At 62.5% G+C, this 25,759-nt stretch carries 19 protein-coding genes and 2 pseudogenes; 13 read left to right on the plus strand and 8 right to left on the minus strand.

Going from position 1 to position 25,759, the window contains the following annotated elements:
- Positions 1-19: 19 nt before the first annotated feature.
- Positions 20-1,189: an ISH3 family transposase gene (locus B1756_RS14055; RefSeq protein ID WP_086888317.1), complete on the minus strand. Its 1,170-nt coding sequence runs from the start codon at positions 1,187-1,189 to the stop codon at positions 20-22.
- 957 nt (positions 1,190-2,146) lie between these two features.
- Between B1756_RS14055 and katG the strand changes: the two are divergent.
- Positions 2,147-4,303 (plus strand): annotated as a pseudogene (gene katG / locus B1756_RS14060) (catalase/peroxidase HPI).
- Between the two features lie 157 nt (positions 4,304-4,460).
- On the opposite strand, the gene B1756_RS14065 reads toward katG, so the two are convergent.
- Together B1756_RS14065 and B1756_RS14070 are read right to left on the minus strand one after the other, a co-directional pair.
- Positions 4,461-5,249, minus strand: a complete 789-nt coding sequence (locus tag B1756_RS14065; protein ID WP_152031315.1) for a XylR N-terminal domain-containing protein — start codon at positions 5,247-5,249, stop codon at positions 4,461-4,463.
- Positions 5,250-5,347: 98 nt separating this feature from the next.
- Positions 5,348-5,897: pseudogene (locus B1756_RS14070) on the minus strand (IS6 family transposase).
- A gap of 407 nt (positions 5,898-6,304) precedes the next feature.
- On the opposite strand from B1756_RS14070, the gene pdhA reads away from it, so the two are divergent.
- The 5 genes from pdhA (at position 6,305) to B1756_RS14095 (ending at position 11,040) form a co-directional block, all read left to right on the plus strand.
- The gene (gene pdhA / locus B1756_RS14075) at positions 6,305-7,429 is read left to right on the plus strand and encodes a pyruvate dehydrogenase (acetyl-transferring) E1 component subunit alpha (RefSeq protein WP_086889114.1); all 1,125 of its coding nucleotides are present in this window, start codon (positions 6,305-6,307) and stop codon (positions 7,427-7,429) included.
- A gap of 97 nt (positions 7,430-7,526) precedes the next feature.
- Positions 7,527-8,027: a hypothetical protein gene (locus tag B1756_RS14080; protein ID WP_086889115.1), complete on the plus strand. Its 501-nt coding sequence runs from the start codon at positions 7,527-7,529 to the stop codon at positions 8,025-8,027.
- A gap of 139 nt (positions 8,028-8,166) precedes the next feature.
- Positions 8,167-8,433 carry a hypothetical protein gene (locus B1756_RS14085; RefSeq protein WP_086889116.1) on the plus strand — a complete coding sequence of 89 codons (267 nt, stop codon included), beginning with the start codon at positions 8,167-8,169 and terminating at the stop codon, positions 8,431-8,433.
- Complete coding sequence (locus tag B1756_RS14090) at positions 8,417-9,790, plus strand: APC family permease (RefSeq protein ID WP_086889117.1); 1,374 nt, start codon at positions 8,417-8,419, stop codon at positions 9,788-9,790. The genes B1756_RS14085 and B1756_RS14090 overlap by 17 nt, the downstream gene beginning before the upstream one ends.
- 320 nt (positions 9,791-10,110) lie before the next feature.
- Positions 10,111-11,040: a ferritin family protein gene (locus tag B1756_RS14095; protein ID WP_086889118.1), complete on the plus strand. Its 930-nt coding sequence runs from the start codon at positions 10,111-10,113 to the stop codon at positions 11,038-11,040.
- Positions 11,041-11,073: 33 nt separating this feature from the next.
- On the opposite strand, the gene B1756_RS14100 is transcribed toward B1756_RS14095, so the two are convergent.
- Entirely contained in the window at positions 11,074-12,699 is a 1,626-nt protein-coding gene (locus B1756_RS14100) for an acetate--CoA ligase (RefSeq protein WP_086890203.1), read from the minus strand.
- 194 nt (positions 12,700-12,893) lie between these two features.
- On the opposite strand from B1756_RS14100, the gene B1756_RS14105 reads away from it, so the two are divergent.
- The 3 genes from B1756_RS14105 to B1756_RS14115 all read left to right on the plus strand — a co-directional run bounded on the left by B1756_RS14105 (position 12,894) and on the right by B1756_RS14115 (position 16,631).
- Positions 12,894-14,573, plus strand: a complete 1,680-nt coding sequence (locus tag B1756_RS14105) for a long-chain fatty acid--CoA ligase (RefSeq protein ID WP_394340701.1) — start codon at positions 12,894-12,896, stop codon at positions 14,571-14,573.
- Between the two features lie 82 nt (positions 14,574-14,655).
- Positions 14,656-15,879, plus strand: a complete 1,224-nt coding sequence (locus B1756_RS14110; RefSeq protein ID WP_086889120.1) for an acyl-CoA dehydrogenase family protein — start codon at positions 14,656-14,658, stop codon at positions 15,877-15,879.
- 2 nt (positions 15,880-15,881) lie between these two features.
- Positions 15,882-16,631, plus strand: a complete 750-nt coding sequence (locus B1756_RS14115; protein WP_086889121.1) for an enoyl-CoA hydratase/isomerase family protein — start codon at positions 15,882-15,884, stop codon at positions 16,629-16,631.
- A gap of 37 nt (positions 16,632-16,668) precedes the next feature.
- Here the strand turns inward: B1756_RS14115 and B1756_RS14120 are convergent, their stop codons facing one another.
- Entirely contained in the window at positions 16,669-17,454 is a 786-nt protein-coding gene (locus tag B1756_RS14120; RefSeq protein WP_086889122.1) for an SDR family NAD(P)-dependent oxidoreductase, read from the minus strand.
- A gap of 140 nt (positions 17,455-17,594) precedes the next feature.
- Here B1756_RS14120 and B1756_RS14125 point away from each other — a divergent pair, with 140 nt between their 5' ends.
- Complete coding sequence (locus tag B1756_RS14125; RefSeq protein ID WP_086889123.1) at positions 17,595-18,749, plus strand: thiolase family protein; 1,155 nt, start codon at positions 17,595-17,597, stop codon at positions 18,747-18,749.
- A 38-nt stretch (positions 18,750-18,787) separates the two neighbouring features.
- Here B1756_RS14125 and B1756_RS14130 read toward each other — a convergent pair whose 3' ends face one another.
- Positions 18,788-19,306 (minus strand): gamma carbonic anhydrase family protein, encoded by a 519-nt coding sequence (locus tag B1756_RS14130; protein WP_086889124.1) that lies wholly within the window; start codon positions 19,304-19,306, stop codon positions 18,788-18,790.
- Positions 19,307-19,471: 165 nt separating this feature from the next.
- Here B1756_RS14130 and B1756_RS14135 point away from each other — a divergent pair, with 165 nt between their 5' ends.
- The 3 genes from B1756_RS14135 to rdfA all read left to right on the plus strand — a co-directional run bounded on the left by B1756_RS14135 (position 19,472) and on the right by rdfA (position 23,097).
- Entirely contained in the window at positions 19,472-20,776 is a 1,305-nt protein-coding gene (locus B1756_RS14135; RefSeq protein ID WP_086890204.1) for a nickel pincer cofactor-dependent isomerase, group 22, read from the plus strand.
- A gap of 95 nt (positions 20,777-20,871) precedes the next feature.
- Entirely contained in the window at positions 20,872-22,272 is a 1,401-nt protein-coding gene (locus tag B1756_RS14140; RefSeq protein WP_086889125.1) for a glycerate kinase type-2 family protein, read from the plus strand.
- Between the two features lie 192 nt (positions 22,273-22,464).
- On the plus strand, positions 22,465-23,097 hold the full coding sequence (gene rdfA / locus B1756_RS14145) for a rod-determining factor RdfA (protein ID WP_086889126.1): 633 nt from the start codon (positions 22,465-22,467) through the stop codon (positions 23,095-23,097).
- A gap of 275 nt (positions 23,098-23,372) precedes the next feature.
- Here the strand turns inward: rdfA and B1756_RS14150 are convergent, their stop codons facing one another.
- Both B1756_RS14150 and B1756_RS14155 read right to left on the minus strand, forming a co-directional pair.
- Positions 23,373-24,341, minus strand: a complete 969-nt coding sequence (locus B1756_RS14150) for a sugar phosphate isomerase/epimerase family protein (protein WP_086889127.1) — start codon at positions 24,339-24,341, stop codon at positions 23,373-23,375.
- Between the two features lie 96 nt (positions 24,342-24,437).
- Complete coding sequence (locus tag B1756_RS14155) at positions 24,438-25,670, minus strand: HD domain-containing protein (RefSeq protein WP_086889128.1); 1,233 nt, start codon at positions 25,668-25,670, stop codon at positions 24,438-24,440.
- Between the last annotated feature and the right edge of the window lie 89 nt (positions 25,671-25,759).

The following is a 25,759-nucleotide window of genomic DNA, read 5'->3' on the forward strand; positions in this document are numbered from 1 at the left end:
AGGCTGACTTGGTCGGGCCTTAGCGGTGGAACCGATCGTCCGGTGGCCGATTTGCAGGGACGGCCCGACGCACCGCGAGGGCCGTCCATGTTGCCCGGCACAGCATCTTGATGAACTCCTTGAACGACCAGGACCAGAGGCGACGCCCGCCACGGCGGGGCGTCGCCACGTACTCCCAGTGCAAGTACCGCCAGACGTTCTGTAACAGCAAGCTCACCACAACGTACAGCAGCCGTACTACCGGGTTTTGTGTCGTCGTTGTTGCAATACTTTGCTCGGAGAGCCGGTACGTCGCCTCGATACCGAAGCGTTTCGCGTAATGGTATCGAGCGTCTCGTGGTGAGTTGATGAAAGGCGCGTCAGCGGCGTAGCCGTGACGCGCCACCCCGTGTTCGTCGTATCGCCCGTTTTGGTAGGTGCAGTCGATGTAGACGGGAAACTCGACGGTCCAGCTGTGACCGTCGAGTTTCGCCGTCAGATCGTGCTGGATGACGCGGCTCCAACCTTCCGAGAGTTCCTGCTTGATCGTCTGTCCCCAGCGGATGATCGGCATCACATAGGCGTGGTTGTGCGCCTGAAGCAGCGTGAGACACTTGCTATCGTAGAATTCACGGTCAAGATAGACGGCCTTGACGCTGAGGTCAAGGCCGTCGAGAATACCGAGAAACTCGGCGAGGACGCTGCTGGCGGTGTCGCCGTCGGTGAGACGGCGCACCGCCAGCGTATAGCGCTTGTTCTGTACACGCGCGTAGAGTGTAGCATAGGCGTGGAATGCGGTAGTTCCACGTTTCGCTTCCGAATGATAGAGGCCGTCTGTGTCGTCTTCGTCACCGTAGTAGGGCCGCAGGTGGAGGTCTGCGCAGACCTCCACCTGCTCAGGAAGCACAGTGAGTACGTCCTTCTGGAGAAGCGTGTTCCCAACTTGTTCAACCGATTCGAGGTCGAATTTCTCGCGGAGATGGTACAGAACGGTGTTTTGGTGAGGAGAGTCTTCACTGTCCTCGCAGAGTGTCGAGACCGAGGTCCCGTCGGCGCACGCGCCGACGAGGACCTCATAGATGTCTTCAGCATCGATTTGAGCATTATCGCTCAGACCGAGAGAAACTTCCTCGTCAATCGTGTTGACGAGGAAGTTAAGGAGCTGGTCCTCGTGGATTGAACCGTCTGCTTGCTGTGGGTTCTTAGGCACAACTTCAGCAAGCAGACGTCTCAACTAACCAGCTTTGTGAAGTACTGATTTTGTATCCTTGAGGGACATTGAGACCGGCTGGATAGACTGACTTCTGCCGTCACAAATCGTCTTGTCTCGATGTCACGCGGAACTTTCCCATGATCACGGTGGATGTAAAATTGGTCAATAGCATCCCATCCAACTAGGAGAAATAGAACCACTTCCAATTGCTATTGCGAGAACGTGTGAAAGCCAGCAATCCGGAGGAGTGGTTGATTCAACGACACGGTGACAGGTTTGTGAAGAAGCAGTGTTGCGACAAAGAAATCCAACCCACCAAAGACTTTATGAGTGCGGACGAAAAAGAGCTAATTGATGATGTCAGTGTCAACCAGCATCACGGAGTCGTGTGCTCATTGCCCATACTACGATGCCTTCCATGGTTCGTGTGACCACGCAATGCGTCAAACTGTAATAAAAGAATTAGTGGCACAAAACGAGGCTTCCTGTCCAATCTACCCATCAATTCAGTCGAAAGCAATGAACGATCTCGAGGAAGAAATTTAAGGACTCATCCATCACCGAACGAGGCACCGCTATTATTATCAGCCCAAAACAGTTCAAGTGCCGTAGATTCAGTATCATCTGGTACAGCTCACCGGATTGCATTGTCGTCTGATTGGAAATTGCTCTGACTACCAGTGTGACAGATTCGGTGGATACCGTGACATCGCTCTGGCGACTCGCTAGATGGCGACGACCGCCGATGAAAGCTCATGTAGCTCGAAACGATACGCTGGAACGATTGTAGTCCGTCCCGCGTGAAGCCTGCTGGTAACAATCTAATTTCCTGATCTCAGAGCGTCAATGAGCCACTCTATTTTTGCCCAGTATAGTAATTCTTCACATCTGAATAATTAGTCAGCATGTAGAAATATAGGAAATCTTAATAGGTTTTCCTATGATTAATTAACCATGGCCTGGTCTAACCATGCCTGGTGGCCCAACCTGCTGAGACTGGACGTTCTCGACGATAACGCCTTTGATGCCAGGCCATACGGCGAAGACTTCGACTACGCAGAGGAGTTTGAGAAGCTCGACCTCGAAGAGGTAAAAGCGGACATCGAGGAGGTGATGACCACTTCCTAGGATTGGTGGCCAGCTGACTACGGTCACTATGGGCCGCTTTTCATCCGGATGGCGTGGCACAGTGCCGGGACGTACCAGACCGCTGACGGTCGTGCTGGGGCTTCAGGTGGGCTTCATCGCCTTCCGCCGGAGAGCAGTTGGCCGGACAACGTCAACCTCGACAAGGCCCGTCGTTTGCTCGAGCAGGTCAAACAGAAGTACGGCCCAAAACTTTCGTGGGGAGATCTGATCGTCCTCGCGGGTAACGTTGCCCTTGAGTTGATGGGCTTCGAGACGTACGGTTTTGCTGGCGGCCGTGAGGACGAGTACAAGTCCAACGAAGCTGTTGAATGGGGGCCCGAGCAAGAGTGGGAAACGACCTCAGCCGAGCGATACAAAGATGGTGAGGTTGGAAATCTCAAGGACCCGCTTGGAAACACAGTAATTGGGCTCATCTACGTGAACCCTGAAGGACCGGACGGCGAGCCGGATGTCGAAGGATCCGCGAAAAACATCCGCGAAGAGTTCGAGCGTATGGCGATGAACGACGAAGAGACGGTTGCGCTCATCGCCGGTGGCCACACTTTCGGCAAGGTCCACGGTGCTGATGATCCCGACAAACATCAGGACCCCGAACCCGAGGCTGCACCCATTGATCAACAGGGTCTGGGCTGGGACCACGAGTTTGGCGACATCGGTGGGATGATCTCCAGCGGGATAGATGGTACCTGGAATGCCACGCCAACTCAGTGGGATATGGGCTACGTCGACAATTTGCTAAATCACGATTGGGTCTCGGTTAAGGGCCCCGGTGGCGCGTGGCAGTGGCATCCGGCCAACGAAGACGAAGTCGAGTTCGCGCCGGGTGCACAGGATCCTGAGGACATAGAAACGCTAATGATGCTGACGACGGACATCGCCCTGAAGCATGACCCCGATTATCGGGAGGTTCTGGAACGCTTCCAAGAAAGCCCCGAGGAGTTCCAGAAGGCTTTCACCAAGGCATGGTACAAGCTCATTCATCGCGATATGGGTCCGCCCGAGCGATTTCTTGGCCCTGAAGTCCCTGACGAGGCGATGATTTGGCAGGACCCTGTTCCAGAGGTCGACCACGAACTGATCGGCGAACAAGAAATCGAGGAACTCAAAGACGCAATCCTCGGATCCGACCTCTCGATCCCCCAACTGGTCAAGACTGCCTGGGCGTCGGCCTCAACCTACCGTGATAGCGACAAGCGCGGCGGTGCAAACGGCGCGCGCGTCAGGTTGGAGCCACAGCGGAGCTGGGAAGTCAATGAACCCAATGACCTTGCAACGATTCTGGAGATCTACGAAGAAATTCAGGGGAGATTTAACAGTTCACGCTCCGACAGTGTCCGGGTCTCGATGGCTGACCTGATCGTGCTAGGTGGCAATGCGGCTATCGAACAGGCGGCAGCCAAGGCTGGCTACGACGTCAAAGTCCCGTTCAATCCCGGTCGCGCCGACGCCACAGCAGAACAGACTGACGTCGACTCTTTCGACGTGCTTGAGCCAAAAGTCGACGCTTTCCGGAATTATCTCGGCGGTCAGTATGACGATTTGTACGACCAACCTGAAGATCGGATGGTCGACAACGCAGAATTGCTAAACCTAACAGTCCCCGAGATGACAGTGCTTGTCGGTGGAATGCGTACACTTGGTGCGACCTACGGCGACTCCGATCGCGGGGTCTTCACCGATGAGTCGGGAACCCTGACCAACGACTTCTTCGTGAACTTGCTCGATATGGATTACGAATGGCAACCTGTCGATGAGAACAATGAGGCCTTCGAAGTTCGCGACCACAATACCGGTGAGGTAGAGTGGGAAGCTACCCGCTTCGATCTGATCTTCGGATCCAACGCTCGGCTTCGAACCACTGCAGACGTCTATTGTGCCACCAACGGAGAGAAGAAACTCGTTTATGACTTCGTTGATGCCTGGCACAAGGTGATGACACTCGACCGCTTCGACCTCGATTGACCCTTGACGAGACAGGCTTAGTAGTAGTCCCTGAATCGATATTTCACGTGAACGTTCAAACCCTCATCCCAATGGAGGTGTCAACTGGCGCTATCAAGCACAAACTCTAGACCGGTTTCTGACAGAATTAAGCAATCAGATGGAGATAGCCTGAACGCTATAGCTCCGGTGGTTTTTCTCCCAGTATATCCTCAATAGCCTCTCTGAATTTTTCTACATTTTCCTTGTGCCCAGATGCTGTCGATGCTTTTACTTCAGGAAGATTTGTTTGCTTGGCAAGTTCCATTTTCCCTGAAAACCCTTCTCTTTCACCGATATATGAATAGTACTTCATTAGCTCTTCTCCCACAAATAGGTCTTCTAATGCCAGAATAAATGGGTCGGCTTCAGATCCCCACTCCGTAATTGGCTTTATTTCCCACTCACAGACATCGTCTCCGGCACCTTCACATTTGGACTCTAATCCAAGGACGGGCCGCTCGATAAATCCGCTACACCAAGCAGATGCATAGCCCATTAAACTCCAGCAGACTGGTTGATCACTTTCACCGTTGTATATTATATGTTGCTGTGCTTCGTACGAGTTTTTCCATGTTCCTTTAAATAAAAAGTCCCCAGATTCACGATCATATTCAAGTTCTGTGGGAGATGCTGAGACCATTCCTTTATCGGTATGGATTTTTGGGCCTGCTTTTAGAAGTTCATCATCTGATTCGAATTCGTAGTTAGTATTGATTTGGAGGAAATCTGAATAGCCAGATTGAAATCCAAATCGGAAAAAGAATTTATATGCCTTTTCTTCTCCAAACTCATTTAATATCTGTTGCCGAAGTAATCCAAAGGCATCGGCATTTAATATCATCATTCTATCGTTGCGGAATGTATTAACACCAGGTTCGGTACCGTATTTCAAGTCCTCCTCGAGATCAAAGTCTGATGCTCTCATTCGGTCTAGGGTTACATCCACAGAGTGAAATATCTATAGGTTCAAGAAATGGTCGTGTTTAGTTAGTCTCATTGTGCCCAGTAGGCGAGGGTCTGGAGCTACGATTCGCCCGTATTCGGATCGACGTGACTGAATAAGTTTGAAAATGAAGGGGTTCGTCGATTTATCTCACAAAAGACACGTTCGATCGCGCTTCGATCGCCGTGGCGTTCGTACCGAAACGTGAGGCCACGTCGCTCGAGTGCGGTCTGCAGCTACGGGGCTGAATCGACGAGAACCACGGCGTCCTCGAATTCGTATTTCTCCTTCAGCTCACCGAGGAAACGTTCGGTAACTTCCGTTGTTCGGGTTGAATACAGCCGGACGTGCAGGATTTGTAGCTCGTTGGATCGACCGCCGTATACAGCCAGTACTGCTGGCCATCGATCCAGATCACCGTTTCGTCAAACCCAACCTGGTCAGGACTGGCCCAGATTACTGTGCAAGATTGGCCTTGTGCACCCAGTCGTGGACGGCTTTTCGACTCCGTTCGACACCGTACTTCTCGAGTTCTCGAACGGTATTCGAAAGCGATAGTCCGCCCAGATGGAGTCGAATACCGAGCGCCATCAGCTCACGCGGTGTCCGCTCTCGCTGCACAAACTCCACGTCGACCTATCCACTAGATCTCCAGAGGCGGGTTGTTTTAGACATAGGCACCGAACACTGCCACCGCTTCACCTCTTCATACCCAAACTAAACACCGCCGTAATCGTACCCACAATTTTCATCAAGTGACCCACCAACGTCAGTACTCCGAACGACTATTTCGTTATCAATCTCGTGGGCAGTAATTGTTGGGTCATGCGTGATTAAGGAATCAGGTGACTCTTTCAAATACTTCACCTCTCCCTCTTTATCCCACTAGTATATATCAGAGTGAGTATTTTCATAATAACAATAGGATATTGGGTGTGGTATTTTCATCACCCTCATACTAATCAGTAATACAATAGTAATATCTGATCGGTCACAGAGCGATCAGTCTTATGTGGCGACGCCTCGAGCCCCCTAGCATGGCCAAAGACGCACTCGAGTGGGACCTCTTCGATCGAGCGCCGGACGATCGGGTGCAGGTGCTCGACGCCGATGGGACGGTCGTCGCACCCGATCTCGAGCCGGACCTCGAGGCGGAGACGCTGCGCTCGATGTACCGTGACATGCGGTTCTGTCGGCGGTTCGACGAACGGATGGTGAGTCTGCAGCGCCAGGGACGGCTGGGAACGTACGCACCGCTGGCCGGGCAGGAGGGCTCCCAGATCGGGTCGACCTACGCGCTGGCCGACGAGGACATGCTCTCGTTTCAGTACCGCGAACACGGGGCGGTCGCGACCCGCGGGATGCCCTGGGAGTACGTGCTCTACTGGATGGGCCACGAGCAGGGCAACGCCGCGATCGCGGATCTGAACGTCTTTCCGCTCAATATCTCGATCGGCGCGCACATCCCCCACGCAGTGGGCTGGTCGTGGGCCGCGACGCTTCGAGGCGACGAGTCGGTGAGCGTCGTCCACTTCGGCGACGGCGCGACCTCGGAGGGCGACGTCCACGAGGGGATGAACTTCGCGGGCGTCTTCGATACGCCGACGCTCTTCTTCTGTAACAACAATCAGTGGGCGATCTCGATACCACGAGAGCGACAGACCGCGAGCGCGACGATCGCCCAGAAGGCGACTGCCTACGGCTTCGACGGCGTTCAGGTCGACGGCATGGACCCGCTGGCGACCTACGTCGTCACGAAAGTCGCTCGCGAGAAGGCTCTTGCGGACGACGGCCGCCCGGCACCGACCCTGATCGAGGCGATCCAGTACCGCTACGGCGCCCACACGACCGCGGACGATCCGACAGCGTACCGCGACGAGGACGACCTCGAGCGCTGGCGCGACCGTGACCCGATCGATCGGTTCGAGGCCTACCTCCGCGAGCGGTCGATCCTCGACGACGCCGAAATCGCCACCATCGAAGACGAGATCGAGGCAGACCTCGAGGAGTTGATCACCGAGGCCGAAGCGGCCGAGGCCGACCCGGCGGCGATGTTCGCGGACGTCTACGAGGAACCGACGCCGCGACTCGAGGCCCAGCGCGCGTCGCTGGCCGACCTCCGGGAACGCCACGGTGACGACGAGTTACTCGATTACGAGTAATTCGGAAAATCGGACCAGACGATTCACCCCTGAGACGGTTAAAACGCGAACTGGAACAGGCACAGGTTGACGGGTGGTAAGTCCCGAGCGTCGGCACATGCAACTCGAGCAGCGGTCGCGGTCGGTCGAGTCCACCTGGAGTGGATCGGTGCCGACTGCGTTCGACGGTCGAATTCTCGGGCTCGTCGTGATCCTCGCCGGGTTCGCGGCGTCCCTGAACGTTCCCTACGGCGGCCTCCAGTTTGCGGTCGTCGCGTTCGCCCTCCTCGTCGCAATTGGCACGGTCGCACACGTCCTCGGTGAACGGCAGCTTCGACGGCTCACCGAGGGCCTCCTCGAGCACTGGCTCGAAGCTGGTGCACCGATCGAAGACGTCCAGCGGTCCTCGACGGGGCTGCGGACCGAGTGGACCGTCCTCACGCCCTCGGGGGAGGTGACGATCGGTGGCCTCGCGCTGGTTCCGATCGGACGGTTCGCGGTCGAGTGGAACGGCGTCGGCGACTCGGTCGAGGCAAGCGCGGCCACCGAACACCTCGATGTGCTGGCTGGCGACCTCTACGAGGAGATTTTCGAGATCGAGGCGGGCGTCCAGCGATAGGTCCCGGTCCCCGGTAGCGCGCTGACGAGTGGTTCGGTACCTGTCGGCAGCAAATCATTCTTCGGGTTGCAAAAATTATGCCTGATTATTGGTGATACTTGCCACAACCTTCATTTCCCTTAGTATGGTGGGTGATGACATGGCAATCGGCAAATATCGCGACTCACCCACCGAGATGGACGAACACGAGCGCAAGATCGCGGCCGCACAGTACCCCGAGGGCGGACTGGTACTCGGGATCGGCGTCGGCATCCTCGTGGCAGTAGTCACGCTCGAGCCATTGCTCGTGGTCACCCCGTTCGTCGGTGGCCTCCTCGGGTACGGTATCGGACGGCAGCTTCGGCGACAGAAGGTCGAGCGGATACGAACGCGTATCGCCGACGGCGGTAGTGAGTCCCGTGACTGAGGCCGAAACCGAGACGCTGTCCTCGAGCGTCGGTCTCGTCGGCGTCCTCGCGCTACTGGTCGGGAACGCCATCGCGGTGCCGATATTCGTCCTGCCGGGTCCGCTCGCTGGTGATGCGGGGCCGGCGATCGCACTGGCGATCGTGTTAGCCGCCATCCCGGCGAGTTTCGTCGTCCTGTACAACGCCTTGCTCGGGTCGGCGATGCCGGTCGCGGGTGGCCTGTACGTCTACATCTCGAGGCTCACTGCGCCGTTCTGGGGGTTTCTGGTACCGTTTACGATTCCGCTCGTCGCCTGGGCATCTTTGCTCATCACGGCGACCGGGTTCGCCGAGTACACGCGGATCTTCTTCGACGTCCCGTCGATGGTGCTCATCTACGTCCTCCTCGCGTTCGTGCTCCTGATCAACCTCGTCGGTCTCAGGGTCGTCGTTCAGGTGCAACTGATCTTTTTCGCCGGGCTCGTCGTCGCGCTGGCGACGTTCATCCTCCCGGGCGCGACAGCCGTCGAGACGGCGAACTACCAGCCGTTCTTCCCGGATTACGGCGCGTTCGCTCTGGCGGTCGTCGCACTTTTCTATCCGTTCCTCGGATTCGGCCTCCTGGTCGAACTTGGCGAGGAGATCGACGATCCTGGGCGGACGATTCCGCTGGTGCTCGGCCTCGGGATCGGATTCGTCGCCATCGTCTACGTCGCGCTCATCGCCGTGCTCGTCGGTGCCGTCCCGTACACGCAACTGGGGAGTGAAGCCGACCTCGCACTGGTCGCGGCGACGTTCCTCCCGTGGTGGGGACAGTACGTGGTCGCCTTCGGGGCTATCTTCGCCGTCGTCACGACCGTCAACACGACCCTGCTCGTGTTCTCTCGGACCCTGATGCGTGCGAGTCGCGACGGAATCTTTCCGCGCGCGTTTGCCGAGATCCACCCGCGGTTCCAGACGCCACACTACGCGATCGTCGTCCTCGGCATCCCGCCGTTCGTGCTGGTTCCGCTCGCCGACCAGATCGTCGGCCTCTCGACGTTCATCGGCCTCGCGAGCCTGACGGCGTACTTCTTCTGTGCGGTCGGGCTCTGGAACCTCCCGCGGGACTTTCCGGACCACTACGCGAACGCGCCGTTTCGCCTTCGGCGGTACCGCGGGCTCTTGCTCGCCGTCGCTGGCGGTGCGCTGGCGACCGGCTCGTTCTGGGTCATCACCCTCATGCAAGAGCCGATCGTCGGCGGCGTCCTCATCGGCTGGTTCGTCGTCGCCTACGGCTACTATCGGTATCGGCTTACGAAGGTCGACCCCGTCGAGACGTACCGAACGATGACCTCGCTCGACGCCCACGAACGCCGTCACGACGACGGTGACTAGTGGCGATCCAAGCCTGAACTGCGAGGTCGAACCGATCGGCGTCAGTCGGATCGACCTCGCAGTCGACGTTTGGAACGGTACTAGTACTCTGCCAAGCGTCGACTGCTGGGCCACATCGAGTGCGTTCGACCGCTTTCAGCATTGGCCTCCTCCCGCGCCTACAGACGCGTGTATGCGCCCGTACTATGTATCAACCGACGTCTCGAAAGGGAGTAACCGACTAACTCGGCACGAGGACCGGCCAGCGGAGGTCGACGCGAGGTTCCCGTCTGAACGGTAGGAGAGTTTTAATACGTGTGTGTTGTACCGGGCCATGGACCATGGCAACAACGTACACGCCATCGGAGATGATGGATCGGAACTCCCGCTCGAATCGGTACTATCGGAACGCCGTCGAGCGCCACTGGGACCCGGGTGAAATCGCCCTCGAGCAGGACGTCGAGAACCTGCTCGAGCACGTCGAGTCCACGCCGGGGTACGACCAGCAACGCTGGAAGGGAACGCTGTCGGGCATCGCGAAGTTCGGCGCGGGTGAGGACGCCGTGACCGAAGACCTCGCCCCGCTCGCGACGGTACTCGAGGACCTCGACGATCAGTTGTTCCTGACGACCCAGCTGTACGAGGAGGCAAAGCACGCCGACTTCTTCGACCGCTACTGGCGGGAGGTGATCTGGGCCGTCGAGGACGAACTCGGCTGGGAACGATCGAATCCGCGCGACGACGTCTGGTTCAACGAGCCGTACATCGAGCTGTTCGACCGAAACAAGAAGGCACAGTATCGGCTGCTCGAGGAAGACACCCCCGAGAACCGCGCGAAGGCGTACTGTCACTACCACCTCACTGTCGAGGGGATCCTCGCCCAGACGGGCTACTACGGGATGCAGACATCCTACGGGGGAGAGTTCGAGGAACTGCCGTACTTGCCGGGGCTCGTCGAGGGGTTTACGAAGATTCGCAGCGACGAGGGCCGCCACGTCGGCTTCGGGATGAACCAGCTCAAGAAGCTGATCAGGGAGGGCGTCGACCCCGAACTGATCGAAGACACCGTCGCCGAACTCATTCCGCTCGTCCAGGGCATCACCGAAGACGATCGGTTCCAGCCCGACGACGCCGAACCCGTCGGCCTCGAGGAGGGCGCACTCGCCGCCTACGCCGTCGAGAAGCACACCGACCGGATGCAACAGATCACCGACGCCGCAGCAGAGATTCCAGACGTCGACGAACTGGTGCGCCTCGAGGGCGACGACTGAGTGGAGAGCCCGTGATCCGAAAACACGCGTCGCTCACTCGAGTAACGCAGACCGTTTGATCTTCCCACTCGCGGTTTTCGGCAGTTCCTCGATGACCGTCACCTCGCGTGGGTACTCGTGTTTCGAGAGTTCCTCGCGGGCGAACGACTCGAGTTCGTCCGGCAGGTCAGCGGTGTCTCCGGCGTCGTCGACGACGGTGACGAACGCGGCGACGATCTCGCCGCGCGTTTCGTCGGGTTTGCCGACCACGGCAGCCTCCTCGACGGCGGGGTGGTCGATGAGCGTCTCCTCGACTTCTTCCGGGCCGATCCGATAACCGGCGGAGATGATGACGTTGTCAGCGCGACTGACGTACCAGAAGTAGCCGTCGTCGTCCTGACGTGCGAGGTCGCCCGTCCGGAGCCACGGCCCGGTGAACGTCTCGAGCGTCGCCTCCGGACGGCCCCAGTACGTACCGGTCGCGTCTTCGTCGCGCTTGATCGCGATTTCGCCGACCTCACCCTGTTCGACCTCCTCGCCGTCCTCGTCGAGGAGGGCGACCTCGACGCCCGGCGTGACCCGTCCCATGCTTCCGGGTTTGACCGCCCAGTCGTCGAACGCGTAGTTGCAGACGACCATTCCGCCTTCGGTCAGTCCGTACGCGTCCTGCGGGGGTGCGCCGAGGCCGTCCTCGCACCAGGCGACGGTATCTTCGTCCAGCGACTCGCCGGCGGAGACGAGCACCCGGAGGTCGATATCGTACGCGTCGAGGTCCATCCCGGCTGCACGGGCCTGTCGGAGCGCCGTCGGCGGGATCATCGCGTTGTCGACGTCCCACTCCTCGAGTGTCTCGAAGAAGGTGTGGGGATCGAACTGGCCGCGATAGCAGCCGATGGCCGTCCCGCGGATGCCGGACATGATCGTCCCCATGTTGAGGCCGTAGGACCACGACGGCGACGCGGCGACGAGGTAGACGTCGTCCGGGCGGAGGTCGACGACGTACTCGGCGTACGCGTAGAGTTCGATCGGACCGCGGTGGGGACTCAGGACGCCTTTCGGCTGACCCGTCGTCCCCGACGTGTAGGTCAGTGTGTAGGGATCGTTCGGGTTCGTCTCGACGGTCTCGAACTCGCTCGAGCGCTCGCGAATCGCGTCGAACCCCTCGACCTGCTGGTCTGTGGCCCCGGTCGCCTCGCCCTCGAGCGTTACGACGCGCTCGAGCGCCGACAGCGAGTCGTCGACGGCCTCGCAGGTGTCGTCGGTCGTCAAGAGTAGCCTCGTACCGGAGTCCTCGAGTCGGTAGTTCAGCGCGTCCGGGCCGAAGACGGGCGCGAGCGGGAGGTAGATCCGCCCGGCCTGAACCGTCCCGAAGACGACCGCGTACAGTTCGAACGTCGTGGGAAGCATCGCGCCGACGCGGTCGCCACGCTCGGTGTGCTCGAGCAGGTAGTTGCTCACGCGGTTGGCGGCGGTCGCCAGTTCGGCGAACGTGTAGGTCTCCGTCTCGCCGCTCTCGAAGTCTCGAATCCGGAGGCCGGTTTCGTCCGAGTCAGCGTGGCGTCCAAGGGCCTCGTCGGCGACGTTGAGTGACTCTTCGTCCCCGACGTGTGCGTGGACGTCCCAGCCGCGGTCAGGGTCGTGCAGGTCGCGAACCGCTTCGTAAATGTCACCATATGCCATGGCCTCCATTCCCACGAACGGTGCAATATTTCTTCGGGTCAGTTGATACGATCGATCGCCGTCGCCACTGGCAACGAGACGGGACTGGAGCTCCGTCGGTACTCGAGGCGATCACCCGACGAACGCACTCCTCAGCGACTGCCATCCCGGCGAAACGATTATACATCCGTCCGTTGACAGTCGGGACCGCCATGATGCGTGTACAGTTAACACTCGACAAGTTACTCGAGCGCGCAGTCGACCTCTTTCCCGAGCGAGAACTGGTGACGAAACTGCCCGACGGAAGCGTCCACCGGTACACCTACGCGGACGCCTACGGGCGAATCTGCCAGCTCGCACACGCGTTAGACGGCCTCGAACTCGAGGCGGGTGCCCGCGTCGGCGTCGTTGCGACGAACCACTATCGGCACTTCGAACTGTACTTCGGGCCAGCGTGCTCGGGCCGGTCGATCCACATGTGCAACATGCGGCTGCCGGACCACCACTTCGTCCACACCATCGAGGACGCTGACGACGAGGTGCTGTTCGTCGATCCGTGGCTACTCGAGAAAGTCGAGGCGAACGCCGACGACCTCGAGAGCGTCGAGCAGTTCGTCGTCCTCGGCGAGGAAGTTCCCGAGACCGACCTCGAGCCCGTGGTGGCGTACGAGGACCTGCTCGAGGGCCACCCGACGGAGTACGAGTGGCCCGACGTCGACGAGACGGCCGAGTACGGGATGTGCCACACCTCTGGGACGACGGGGCTACCGAAGGGCGTCCCGTACACCCACCGGGCGATGTACCTCCACAGCATCATGTGCGGGCACACCGACGCCAACGGGATCGGCGAGTCGGACGTGGTTCTCCCCGTCGTGCCGATGTTCCACGCCAACGGCTGGGGGCTGCCTTACGCCGCGACGTTCGTCGGCGCGAAGCAGGTCTTCCCGTCCGTTCACACCGACCCCGAAGCGATCGCCACCCTGATCGACGAGGAGGAGGTCACCTTCTCGGCCGCGGTACCAACAATCTGGCTCGAGATGGCCGAATTCCTGGACGAGAATCCCGACGTCGACATCTCGAACATCGAGCGACTGACCGTCGGTGGCTCTGCTCCACCGGAGTCACTCATCCGGAAGTACGACGAAGAGTACGACGCGCCCATCATCCAGGGGTGGGGGATGACCGAGACCTCGCCACTCGGGACGCTCAGCACCCTCCGGAAGGAGGTCGCGGAACTCCCGGCCGAGGAACGCGACGAGTACCGGGCGATGGCCGGGTTCCCCGTGCCGGGAATGCAGGTCCGCATCGTCGACGACGATGGTGACGAAGTCCCCCGGGACGGCGAGACGATGGGCGAGTTGCAGGTCCGCAGCCCATGGGTGACCGACCGGTACCACGACCGCCCCGACGAGACCGAGGCGTCGGTCACCGAGGACGGCTACCTGAAGACCGGCGACGTCGCCGTCCGGAACGAACTGGGATACGTCGACGTCGTCGATCGCGACACGGACATGATCAAGTCCGGCGGCGAGTGGATCTCGTCGGTCCAGCTCGAGAACGAGCTGATGGCTCACGAGGACGTCGCCGAAGCCTCCGTCGTCGCGGTCGATCACGAACGCTGGCAGGAGCGGCCACTCGCCGTGGTCGTCCCGACCGACGGGGCCAGTCCCACCGCCGACGACCTCGAGGACCACCTCGCAGAGACGTTCCCCTCGTGGTGGCTGCCCGACGCCTACGAGGTGATCGAGGAGATTCCGAAGACTTCCACTGGAAAGTTCGACAAGAAGCGACTGCGCGACCGGTTCGACGTGGTACTCGAGGCCGAGAGCGATGCCGAGGCCCCGCCCGAGGCCGAGCCCAGCTCTCACGACGACGCGGACGCGCCCGAACTCTGACGCCACCCGTAGTCGACGGGGCTCCCAGTGAGCCCGTTGCAGGTACGCTGAACGTTAAGGTGTCCCACATGGTTCTTCACGTATGTCAATTAGTGGCACTGGTGGTGTCAGTTTCGACGTCGACGACGAGACCGCACTGATCCTCGAGAGCCTCGAGGAGTTCGTCGCACAGGAGGTCGAACCGCTCGAGGAGGACCTCGATGATCTGCTGACCAACCCCCGGAGGGGGTATCACGAGGACGGTCGGCTCACCGACGAGTTGCTCGAGGCCCGTGAGGAAGTACGCCGACGATCCGCCGAGGCCGGATTCTACGCGATGAACTTGCCCGAGGAGGCCGGTGGGCAAGGCGTCCCGCCGGTCACGTGGTACCGGGCGAAAAAACGACTCGCGAGCAAGGGCCCGGGCCTCGCACGGCACGTCCTCGCCGGTCCGGAGGGACCGAAACCGCTCCTGTTGCAGGCAGCGGGCGAGCAGGTCGAGCGCTACCTCGAGCCAGCGATCCGGGCCGAGAAGTCGACGGCGTTCGCCCAGACCGAACCCGGCGTCGGCTCGGACTCGCCGAACATGGAGACCACGGCGCGCAAGGAGGGCGACGAGTGGGTCCTGAACGGCCGCAAGCAGTGGATCACGAACGCACCCTATGCGGATTTCATCCAGGTGTTCGCCCGGACGACGCCCCAGGAAGAGGCCGGCCGATACGGCGGCATCACCTGTTTCATCCTCGAGCGCGGCGAGTACGAGGTCGGCTCGTACAACAACGTCGTCGGCGCGCCGGGATCGCAGGCCGAGATCCACCTCGACGACGTCCGGGTCACCGACGAGCGGGTTCTCGGCGAGGTCGACGGCGCGTTCTACGCCGCGATGGAGTTCCTCTCGCTCGGCCGCCTCGAGCTCGGCGCTGAGGCCGTCGGCTTCAGCGAGTTCCTGCTCGAGCGGGCGACCGAGTACGCGAACCAGCGGCAGGCCTTCGGCGAGCCGATCGGGAGCTTCCAGCAGGTTTCGGCGAAGCTGGCACGGGGGCGTGCGAAGACCTACGCGGCCGATGCCGCGGGTCTCAAACTCGCCTGGAAGGTCGGCCGCGACGAACGGACGGTGATGGACTCGTCGATCCTGAAGTGGTTCGCCACGAACGTCTTCTGGGAGATCGCCGACGCGGCCGTCCAGATCCACGGCGCGAACGGACTGGCGGAGGAAAACCCCTACATGGGACTGCTCCACCAGGCGCGCATCCTGCGGATCGTCGAGGGAACCGACGAGATCCAGCTCAACACCATCGCCTCGCAGATGGGAATCGGGGGTGAGTGACGATGTCGGAACGAACCGCGGACAACGGTCGAGCGTCCCTCGAGATCGCCGACGGCGTCGCCACCGTCCGACTCACCGATCCCGACCGCCGAAACGCGTTCTCGCCGGAACTCGGCGAGGACGTCCTCGCTGCGTTTCTCGAGATCGACGAGCGCGACGACGTCTCGGCGGTCGTCCTGACGGCGTCGGGCCCGGTCTTCTGTGCTGGCCTCGACCTCGAGGTTCTCCAGGGTGACGACTCCGACCGCCGGGAGTACCTGTTCGAACTGCTCGGTGCGGTGACCGAGTGGTGTTCGTGGAGCGATCGGCCGGTGATCGTCGCCGCCGACGGGCCGGCACCCGGTGCGGGAGCGATCCTGATCGACTCCTGTGACCTCCGGGTCGGGAGCGAGGACGTCACGATGTGGTGGCCGGAGGTCGCCTTCGGCCTCGCCGGACAGACGATCGCCGCGCGCCTCGTCAGACAGGTGGGCTGGCCGAAGGCGACCGAATTGATGCTGCTCGCGGACGAGGCGGAACTCGACGCCGAAGCGGCCAGGGATCTGGGATTGCTCAACCGGGTCGTCCCCGGCGACGAGGTCGAAGAGACGGCGCGGGAGATGGCAGCCGTTATCGCCGAGCACGACCGCGCACACGACAACGTCGCCTCCCACCTGCAGGCGATCCAGCACGCCCGCGAGGAACTGATCGGCTCGAGCGTGCCCTACGCGAACTGGCTGGGTCGCGATCTGCGCCGGGTTCTCGAGGAGTGATCGGGGTGTTCGTTCGACGCCCCACGATCTTGTCGGGTCAGAAGCTAAAGAGGTCGACGCCGCCGGTGACGCCGACGACCTGTCCGGTCACGTAGGAGGCCCGCTCGGAACTGAGGTAGGCGACCATGTCCGCGACGTCCTGTTCGGTCCCGAGGTGGCGCATCGGCGTCGCCTCCGCGATCCGGGCGAAGTAGGGGTCGACGTTCTCGCGCAACGCTTCTGGGCTGAGCTCTGCGAAGTCGCTGACGACGATGTTCGGCGCGATCACGTTCGAGGTGACCCCCGACTGGGCCCCCTCGAGGGCCATCGTCCGGCCGAGTCCGATCATCGCGGATTTCGTCGCCGAGTACGAGAGCTGGCCGAAGCCGCCGTACCAGCCGGCCATCGAGGACATGTTGATGACCCGGCCCCAGCCGCGTTCGCACATCCGCGGGAACACCTCCCGGCTGATGTTGTAGGTGCCGGTGAGGTTGATCTCGACGTCGCGTTCCCAGACGTCGTCGTCGTAGTCGGCGATCCGCGAGCGCGCGTCGACCATCGCCGCGTTGTTCACGAGGATGTCGACGCCGCCGAACTCCTCACGGACGGCTTCCATCGAGGCGGCGACGTCCTCCCGATCGGTGAGATCACACTCGAGGGCCAGTGCGTCACCGCCGTCGGCCTCCTCGTTGATCTCGTCGGCGACGGTACTCGCGCCGTCGGCGTCGACGTCGAGGACGACGACGTTGGCCCCTTCGTCAGCGAGCGTTTTGCAATCTGCACGTCCGATTCGGCCGGCTCCGCCGGTGACGACGGCGGTCCGATCGTCGATTCCAAGATCCATCGACTCGACTGATCGACGTCCGTCCCAGTAAGTCTTTGCAAGTGAGAAACACGCACGGTCTGAATGCCCACCAGCGCGACCGCTCCCGAACTTCCGCAGTCCCAAGGACTTTGGTCGACGTTAACATAGACTCGCCACCTATGACACAGCACTCGGCAGTCATCGTCGACGCAGTCCGAACGCCCTTCGGCAAGCGTGGCGGCTCGTTCAGTGACACCCACCCGCAGGACCTCGCGGCCGAACCCCTGCGGGCACTCGAGCAGCGCAACGGCTTCGAGCCGGAGACGATCGAGGACGTTATCTACGGCTGCGTGACGCCGGTCGACGAGCAAGGACTCAACATCGGCCGGCTCGCGCCGATGGTCGCCGGGTGGGGCGACGTCGTCCCCGGCGTCCAGCTCAACCGGATGTGTGGCTCCGGCCAGCAGGCGGTCAACTTCGCGGGGGCGAACCTCATGGCGGGCCAGCACGACGTCCTGATCGCCGGCGGCGTCGAACACATGACGCGCGTCCCGATGGGCTCCGACGGCAGCGGCGTCACCGACACCTACTTCGAGTACTTCGACGAGCTGACGACACAGGGCGAGGGCGCAGAACGAATCGCCGAGCAGTGGGGATTCAGCCGGTCGGAACTCGACGAACTCGCCGCCGACTCCCAGCAACGCTGGGGCGAGGCCTGGGAGGAGGGCCGTTACGACGATCAGGTCGTTCCCGTCGAGACCGAACTCGAGGGCGAATCCATCGTCGTCGAGGAGGACGAACACCCGCGGCCGGAAACCGACGTCGAGACGCTCTCGAATCTTCCGCTGTCGTTTCGCGAGGAAGGTGAGGGCTTCCACCACCCGGGCAACTCCTCCGGAATCGTCGACGGCTCCTCCGCGCTCCTGCTCGCAACGGAGGAGGCAGCCGAGAAACACGGCTGGGAACCGATGGCCCGGATCGTCCAGACCGAGGTCGTCGGCGTCGATCCCGTCACGATGCTCACCGGCCCGATCCCGGCGACCGAGCAGGTCCTCGAGAAAGCCGACATGGACATCGAGGAGATCGATCTCTTCGAGGTCAACGAGGCGTTCGCCTCGGTCGTCGCCGCCTGGCTCGAAGAGACCGGCGTCTCCTGGGAGGACGTCAACGTCAACGGTGGGGCGATCGCCCACGGTCACCCGCTCGGGGCGACCGGCGCGATGCTCCTGACGAAACTGGCCCACGAACTCGAGCGCACCGGGGCTGACACCGCCCTCTCGACGATGTGCATCGGGTTCGGGCAGGGTGTGGCAACGATCATCGAGCGCGTCTGAGGCTCGCGTCGGGAATCAGGTGATTTTCGGGCTCCTGTCTACTCGAACAGCTCCTCGTGTCGACTCGCGAGGTCGGTGTACTCTCCCGTGGCGTACTCTTCGAAGATCGACTCGGGATCGATCGTCGTCTCCTCGAGCGGGGTGATCTCTGCGGGGACGCCGCGGACGAACGACTCGGCTGGAACCTCGTAGTCGTCGGGGATGACGGTTCCCGCGGCGACGACCGACTGCGCGCCGACGGTCGCGCCGGCGTTGACGGTCGCGTTGAATCCGACCAGCGCGCCCTCGCCGACGCCGGCTTCGTTGAGCACCGCGCCGTGGCCGACCATCACCCGGTCGGCGAGACTCGAGGCGTGGATCGTGGCGTTGTCGCCGACGTGCGTGTAGCGGCCGATCCGGACCGGGTCGACGTCGCCGCGGCAGACGACGCCCGGCCAGACGCTCGCCTCGGCGTCGATCTCGACGTCACCGACGAGGACGGCGTCCCGGCTCACCGCCGCCGTGTCGTCGATCGTCGGGGTCGTACCCTCGAAGGCGTAGGTTCGACTATCGTCCATGACTGGACGGTCACCGACGAGGGTAAAAACGGCTCTTCACCGCTGGATGACGGTTCGACGTGGATGAACGTGATGGAGCGAAACCGCTCGAAGGGGAAGTATTGCCTGAACCCCTCCAGCACTGTCGAAACACTTCTCATCGAGACGACCGACGTTCGAGCTAGCATGGAGTTTCCCGACCGGGCCCACCTCGAGTCCGTCGTCGACGACCACGAGTTGCCGGGTTTCGCCCGCGTCGCTTACGAACCCGAGACGGAGACACTCGAGAACCTGCGCGAACGGGTCAGGGAGGCCGTCGTGGAACTGTCTCTGTCGGAACTCGAGCGCGGGTCGACGGTGGCAGTCGGCGTCGGTAGCCGCGGGATTCACGGGCTGGCCGACTACGTCCGCGAGGTGATCGACGCGCTCGCAGACCGCGGGCTCGAGCCGGTGATCGTCCCGGCGATGGGGAGTCACGGCGGTGCGACGCCGGAGGGACAGCGCGAGGTGCTCGAATCACTGGGGGTGACCGAAGCGGCGATGGGTGCACCGATCGACGCCCGGATGGCTGTCGAGGAGGTCGGGGCGGTTACGGTCGGGGACACGCCGACGCCGGTGTACGTCTCGCGAGCCGCCCTCGAGGCCGACGCACTCCTCGTTGTCAACCGGGTGAAACCGCACACGAACTTCACCGGCCGACTCGAGAGTGGCCTCTGTAAAATGACCGTGGTCGGCCTCGGAAAGCGAGAGGGGGCGAACGCCTTCCACTCGACGGCGATCGCGGAGGGGTACGTGCCGACGCTCGAGGCGCTCTTGTCGGTCGTCCGGGACGCGCTCCCCCTGCGTGGCGGCGTCGCTATCGTCGAGAACGCCGACGAGGAGACCGCCCAAATCGAGGGGGTCCGTGCCGACGGGTTCGAGAGCCGCGAGCCCGAGTTGCTCGAGGCCGCTCGTCGGGAGATGGCCACCTTGCCGTTCGACGACCTCGACCTGCTCGTCGTCGACGAGATCGGCAAGGAAATCTCTGGGGCGGGGATGGACACGAACGTCATCGGTCGCTACCGCGTTCTCAACGCGCCCGATCCGGAGAACCCCGACGTCGACCTGATCTACGTCCGCGGGCTGACCGACGAGACCCACGGCAACGGGAACGGGATCGGACTGGCCGACCTCACCCGGCAGTCGGCGATCGATCAGCTCGACCTCGAGCAGACGTACACGAACGCGGTAACCAGCGGCTCGCTCGCCAAGGCGACCCTGCCGGTGGTCGCTCCAGACGACGAACTCGCGGTCCACATCGCCCTCGGCGCACTGGGCGGCTACGACCCCGAACGCGCACGGATCGTCCGGATCAGGAACACGACGGACCTCTCCGAACTGCACGTCTCGGAGGCGCTGCTCGAGGACGCCGACACCAGTGCCGACCTCGAGGTCCTTGAACGCGAGCAACTGGTCTTCGAGGACGGGACGATGCGATTCGTCCCGCGATAGCAGATTCCCCGTCTCGGGGTGGACCCCTGTTCGGAGTTCTATCGGAGTCCACACGGAGGGGAACACGTTTGCCCACACCAGCGTATCACCGTCGTATGGGAGGAATCGACGTTCGACATCGCAGCGCCCTCGAGCGCTCGCCAGCTCACGAGGTGGCACTCGAGTGTCTGCTCGCAGGGATCGAGGCAGCCCAGCCAGCGGCGTGCGTCGAGCGGCGGGTCACGTGCTGCGACGGCAGCCTCGTCGCGGACGGCATCGACGGAATCGACAGTGCCGACGGTGAGAGCCGATACGATCTCGAGTCGTTCGACGACGTCGTGATCGTCGGCGGCGGTAACGCAGCAGGCGGCTTTGCGGCGGCGCTCGAGGCCGAACTCGGCGATCGTCTCGACGCCGGCGTCGTCGTTACGGACGATCCCGCACCGACGGACGTCGTCGACGTGCTCCCCGGAGAGCATCCGACGCCGAGCCGGGATGGCGTCCACAGCACCCGCCGGGTGCTCGAGGTGGCCGACACAGCGGGAGCGAACGACCTCGTCGTCGCGGTGGTTACCGGCGGGGCGAGTTCCCTGCTCGCGGCACCCGCCGGGTCGCTCTCGCTCGCCGACCTGCAGGCCGTCACCGACGCTTTGCTCGCGGTCGGTGCACCGATCGCAGAACTCAACGCCGTCCGCAAGCACTGCTCGGCGATCAAAGGTGGCTACCTCGCGCGTGAAGCGGCCCCTGCGACCGTCTGTACAATCGCACTGAGCGACGTGGTCGGCGACCGCCCCAGCGTGATCGGGAGCGGCCCCACGGTCCCCGACGAGACGACGTACGACGACGCCCTCGAGGTCCTCGAGCGGTACGACCTCGGTGACCGGATTCCGGATACGGTTCGCGACCACCTCGAGTCCGGGGCGGGTGGCGAACACCCCGAGACGCCCACCGCCGGGGATCCGGCGTTCGATCGGACCCGGACCCACGTCGTCGGGAGAAACCACACGGCACTCGAGGCAGCGCAATCGGTCGCCCTCGAGCGCGGGTACGAGCCACTGATCCTCTCCTCGCGCGTCCGTGGCGAAGCGCGCGAGGCGGCCCTGACGCAGGTCGCGATCGCCGAAGAGTGCCGGGCCACGGGGACGCCCGTCGAACCACCCGCCGTGATCCTCTCGGGCGGTGAAACCACGGTGTCCGTCTCTGGCAGGGACGGAACCGGCGGCCCGAACCAGGAGTTCGTCACGAGTGGCGCACTCGGGTTCGCCGACGGTACCCGTAGCGTAGACGGCGTCGTCGTCGCGGGCGTCGACACCGATGGCGTCGACGGGCCGACCGACGCTGCCGGTGCGATCGCCGACGCCGACACCATCTCCGAATCGGCGGGGCGAACGGCTCTCGACGACCACGACGTGTACTCGCTGCTCGAGGATGCTGACGCACTCGTTCGAACCGGGCCGACCGGAACGAACGTCAGCGACCTCCGGGTGATCGTCCTCGAGTCGGTTGACGATGCGTGAGTGATCCCGGACCCAGCTGCCCCAGAAAATATATGCAAACTGTCATCACCACGAAAAGGTAACGGAAGATATTATTCCTCAGCCGGTCCACTCGTTCGATCGATTCCCGGGGTCGTCGGTGCATTACGGCCGTATTCCCGTAAAGGATCGCGGACAGAACGCTTTTACCGCCAAGCCGAGTACCTCGAGACAGTGAGTGAACGAACCACCGACGCAGCCGCAGAATCGTCGTGTGGGTGCAAGGTCGGACGCGTCGGCGACCGGTACGCCCTCGGCGAACTGGACGACGAACTCGTGCGATACTGGACCGATCCGTCCGACGACCGCTACAGCACGCGGGAACTTGCGACCCACGTCAACCAGCGCATCCTCGAGACGGCACTCGAAGAGGCGGGCCTCCAGCTCAAAGACGGTGAGGTCGAGAACATGTACCGCCTGCTAACCGACGACGACGTCAGCAGCGGGACCCAGGTTCAGACCAGAAAGGAACTCGAGCGCGACGGCGTGGACATCGAGGACGTCGAACGCGACTTCGTCTCTCACCAGACCGTCTACAACCACCTGCGAAACTGTCTCGAGGCCGAACTCCAGACACCGTCGGACGAGGAGCGACTCGAGCGCAGCCGCGACAAACTCGGTGCGCTTCGCAATCGAACGGGCGCGGTCACCGAGGACACCATCGCCCAGCTCGAGCGCAACGACGTGCTCGACATCGGCGAGTTCGACGTGCTGGTCACCGTCACCGTGACCTGCAAGGACTGCCGACAGCAGTACACCGTCCGGGACCTGCTCGAGCAGGGCGGCTGTGACTGCAATTCTGAGTGATCGCCGCTCCGTCTCACGCCCCTGTGACTCTCGACCCGGGTGCTTTGCTTCTCAGTTCGGACGTCGTCTACGGACGCCTCGCCTGGCCATCGCCGCGGTATCGCTCGCGTCTGTTCTGCACCGTCATACCCGGTACGCACGGTGGATCGACTGGGTTCGAGCGGTGCTATCTCGAGTCGTTTCGGACTCCGACGATTGATCAGGCTGGTTCTGTGTGATGATTAGTGTCGGTATTGTACGATACATATGGATCTGATAGGTGTGGTTGCAAGGCTTCACTCGGCCCACTCGGCGTCACCAGGTTGCGTGTGGAAGATTGCCTCCTCGAGCAACGCGATGGCCTTCTCGAGACCTTCGCGCGAACTCAGGAGGGAGTCTTCGTGTTCGATACTCAGTGCGCCGTCGTAGCCGGCCATGCGGAGCGTCGAGACGACGTCCTTCCAGTGGGAGGTGTCGTGGCCGTAACCGACGGTGCGGAAGATCCACGACCGGTTCGGTTCGTCAGGATACGGCGTCGTGTCGAGGACGCCTTTCTCGCGGGCGACGGCGTCGTAGATCCGGGTGTCCTTGGCGTGGACGTGGGCGATGGCGTCGTGGTCGCCGAGCAACCTGATCGCGTCGAGCACCGAGATTCCCTGCCAGTAGAGGTGCGAGGGGTCGAAGTTCGTACAGATTCGGTCGCCCGTTTCCTCGCGTAACCGGAGCATGCTGTGCGGGTCGGAGACGAGCATGTTCGGGTGCATCTCGATCGCCACGTCGACGCCGTGGTCGTCGGCGTACTCGGCGAGTTCGTCCCAGTATTCGACGGCGACCTCCCACTGGTACTCGAGCGCCTCGGCCTGCTCGGGCGGCCACGGTGCGGTGATCCAGTTCGGTACCTCGTCGTTCGGGCCACCGGCGGGCAAGCCAGAGAAGCAGGTGATGGCGTCGACCTCGAGCTGTGCGGCGAGCCGGATCCCCTCCCGGAGGTGCGTATCCGCGCGTTCGGCGCGTTCGTCGTCCGGGTGCAGCGGGTTGTTGTGGGTCGCGAGGGCACTGATCTCCATCTCGTGGCCCTCGAGTAGCGACCGCAGCTCTGCCTGTGCCTCCTCGTCGTCGAGGTACGCCTCGCGTTCTACGTGGTCCTCGCCCGGGTGGCCGCCGACGCCGGGTTCGATCGCGTCGATGCCCCGCTCGGAAAGGTACGCGACGGCGTCGTCGATGGATTCGTCGGCCAGCGGTGGGGTGTGGACTCCGACGTGCATAGGGCGGGCTTCCACGGACCGCACAAAAGGGATTTTTCCGGCTCGAGAGAGAGTCACGTGGGCGAAACGCTCTCGTTACCGTGCGTGTCGGACGGCTCACTCGAGAAACTGATCGAGCGTCGCGTCCAGCCCATCGCGAACCTCGCTGACCAGCGCGCCGTCGATGTCGAGTCCGAGGACGTCGACTGCGGCCCGGCCGACCCGTTCGCGCAAGTCATCGCGTGTGTAGACGCCGAGTCGCCACTGGGAGTACTGGGCCGCCCGCAGCGCCGCGACCAGCGGCGACTGTTGCTCGAGGCGGCGGATCTCGCCGTTGACCATCACGCGCGATGTCGACTCGGGCATCGAAGGGCGACCCTGGATGTCGAGGATCACGGTGTCGGGGTCCACGTCGGCGGCGTCGGCGATCTCGCGTTCGAACGTGAGGACGGTCTCGTGATCGGCCTCGATCACGCCGCCGGGAACGTCGTCGATCTCGGCCCAGACGGCCCGCTTGTAGAGGTCGCGCTCGTCGAACCGCCGCGAGAATTCAGCCGTGGCGGGGCTCGAGCGCAGCGCCACGAGGAGGTCGGCGTCGTCCATCCGCATCAGTGTCGCGGCGTCGACGTCGTTCTCGGGGGCGTCGAGCAGGCGTTCTGCCGCCCGCCGGAGCATGGCCTTGCTGATCCGGGCGACGCTGTGGCTGTAGACGGTCGGGTTCATCAGTGCGCGGGCGACCAGCAGGCTCTCTGCGGTCTGGACGTTCCCCTCCGCGAGGACGAGCTCGCCGTCGGTGAACGTCAACTCTCGGACGAGCCGCCCGTGGTCGATCGTCCCGTACGGGACCCCGGTGTGGTGGGCGTCCCGCACGAGGTAGTCCATCCGATCCACGTCGAGTTCGCCGGAGACGAGCTGGCCGAACCGCCCCTCGCCCGCGACGAGGTCGGCGATCGTCGCCGGCTCGAGGTCGTGTGCCCGGAGGACGTCTCCGACGGCCCCCTCGGCGAGGAGGTGGTGGACGTCGTCGTGGTACCTGCCGGTCCGCCGGTGGGTGAGCGCCTCGAGATTGTGGCTGAACGGGCCGTGGCCGACGTCGTGGAGGATCGCGGCAGCTCTGACGCGTTCGGCCTGCAGCCCCTCGACGCCGAGGTGCTCGAGTGCCTCGCAGGCGAGGTGGTAGACGCCGAGGCTGTGTTCGAACCGGGTGTGGTTCGCGGAGGGGTAGACGAGCGAGACGGTCCCGAGTTGTCGGATGCGCCGGAGTCGCTGGAGCGCCGGCGTGTCGACGAGGTCCCGGGCAACCCCGTCGACGGCGATGTGGTCGTGCACGCTGTCCTTGATTACCTTCATTGCCGGCCATTGGGCGGGTCGCTACAAAAACCGTGGTCTCCGTTCGCCATATCCGGATCAGTTACCGGGGAATCGAATACGTCTCAACC

Source organism: Natrarchaeobaculum aegyptiacum (assembly GCF_002156705.1).
In the GTDB taxonomy this organism is placed as follows: domain Archaea; phylum Halobacteriota; class Halobacteria; order Halobacteriales; family Natrialbaceae; genus Natrarchaeobaculum; species Natrarchaeobaculum aegyptiacum.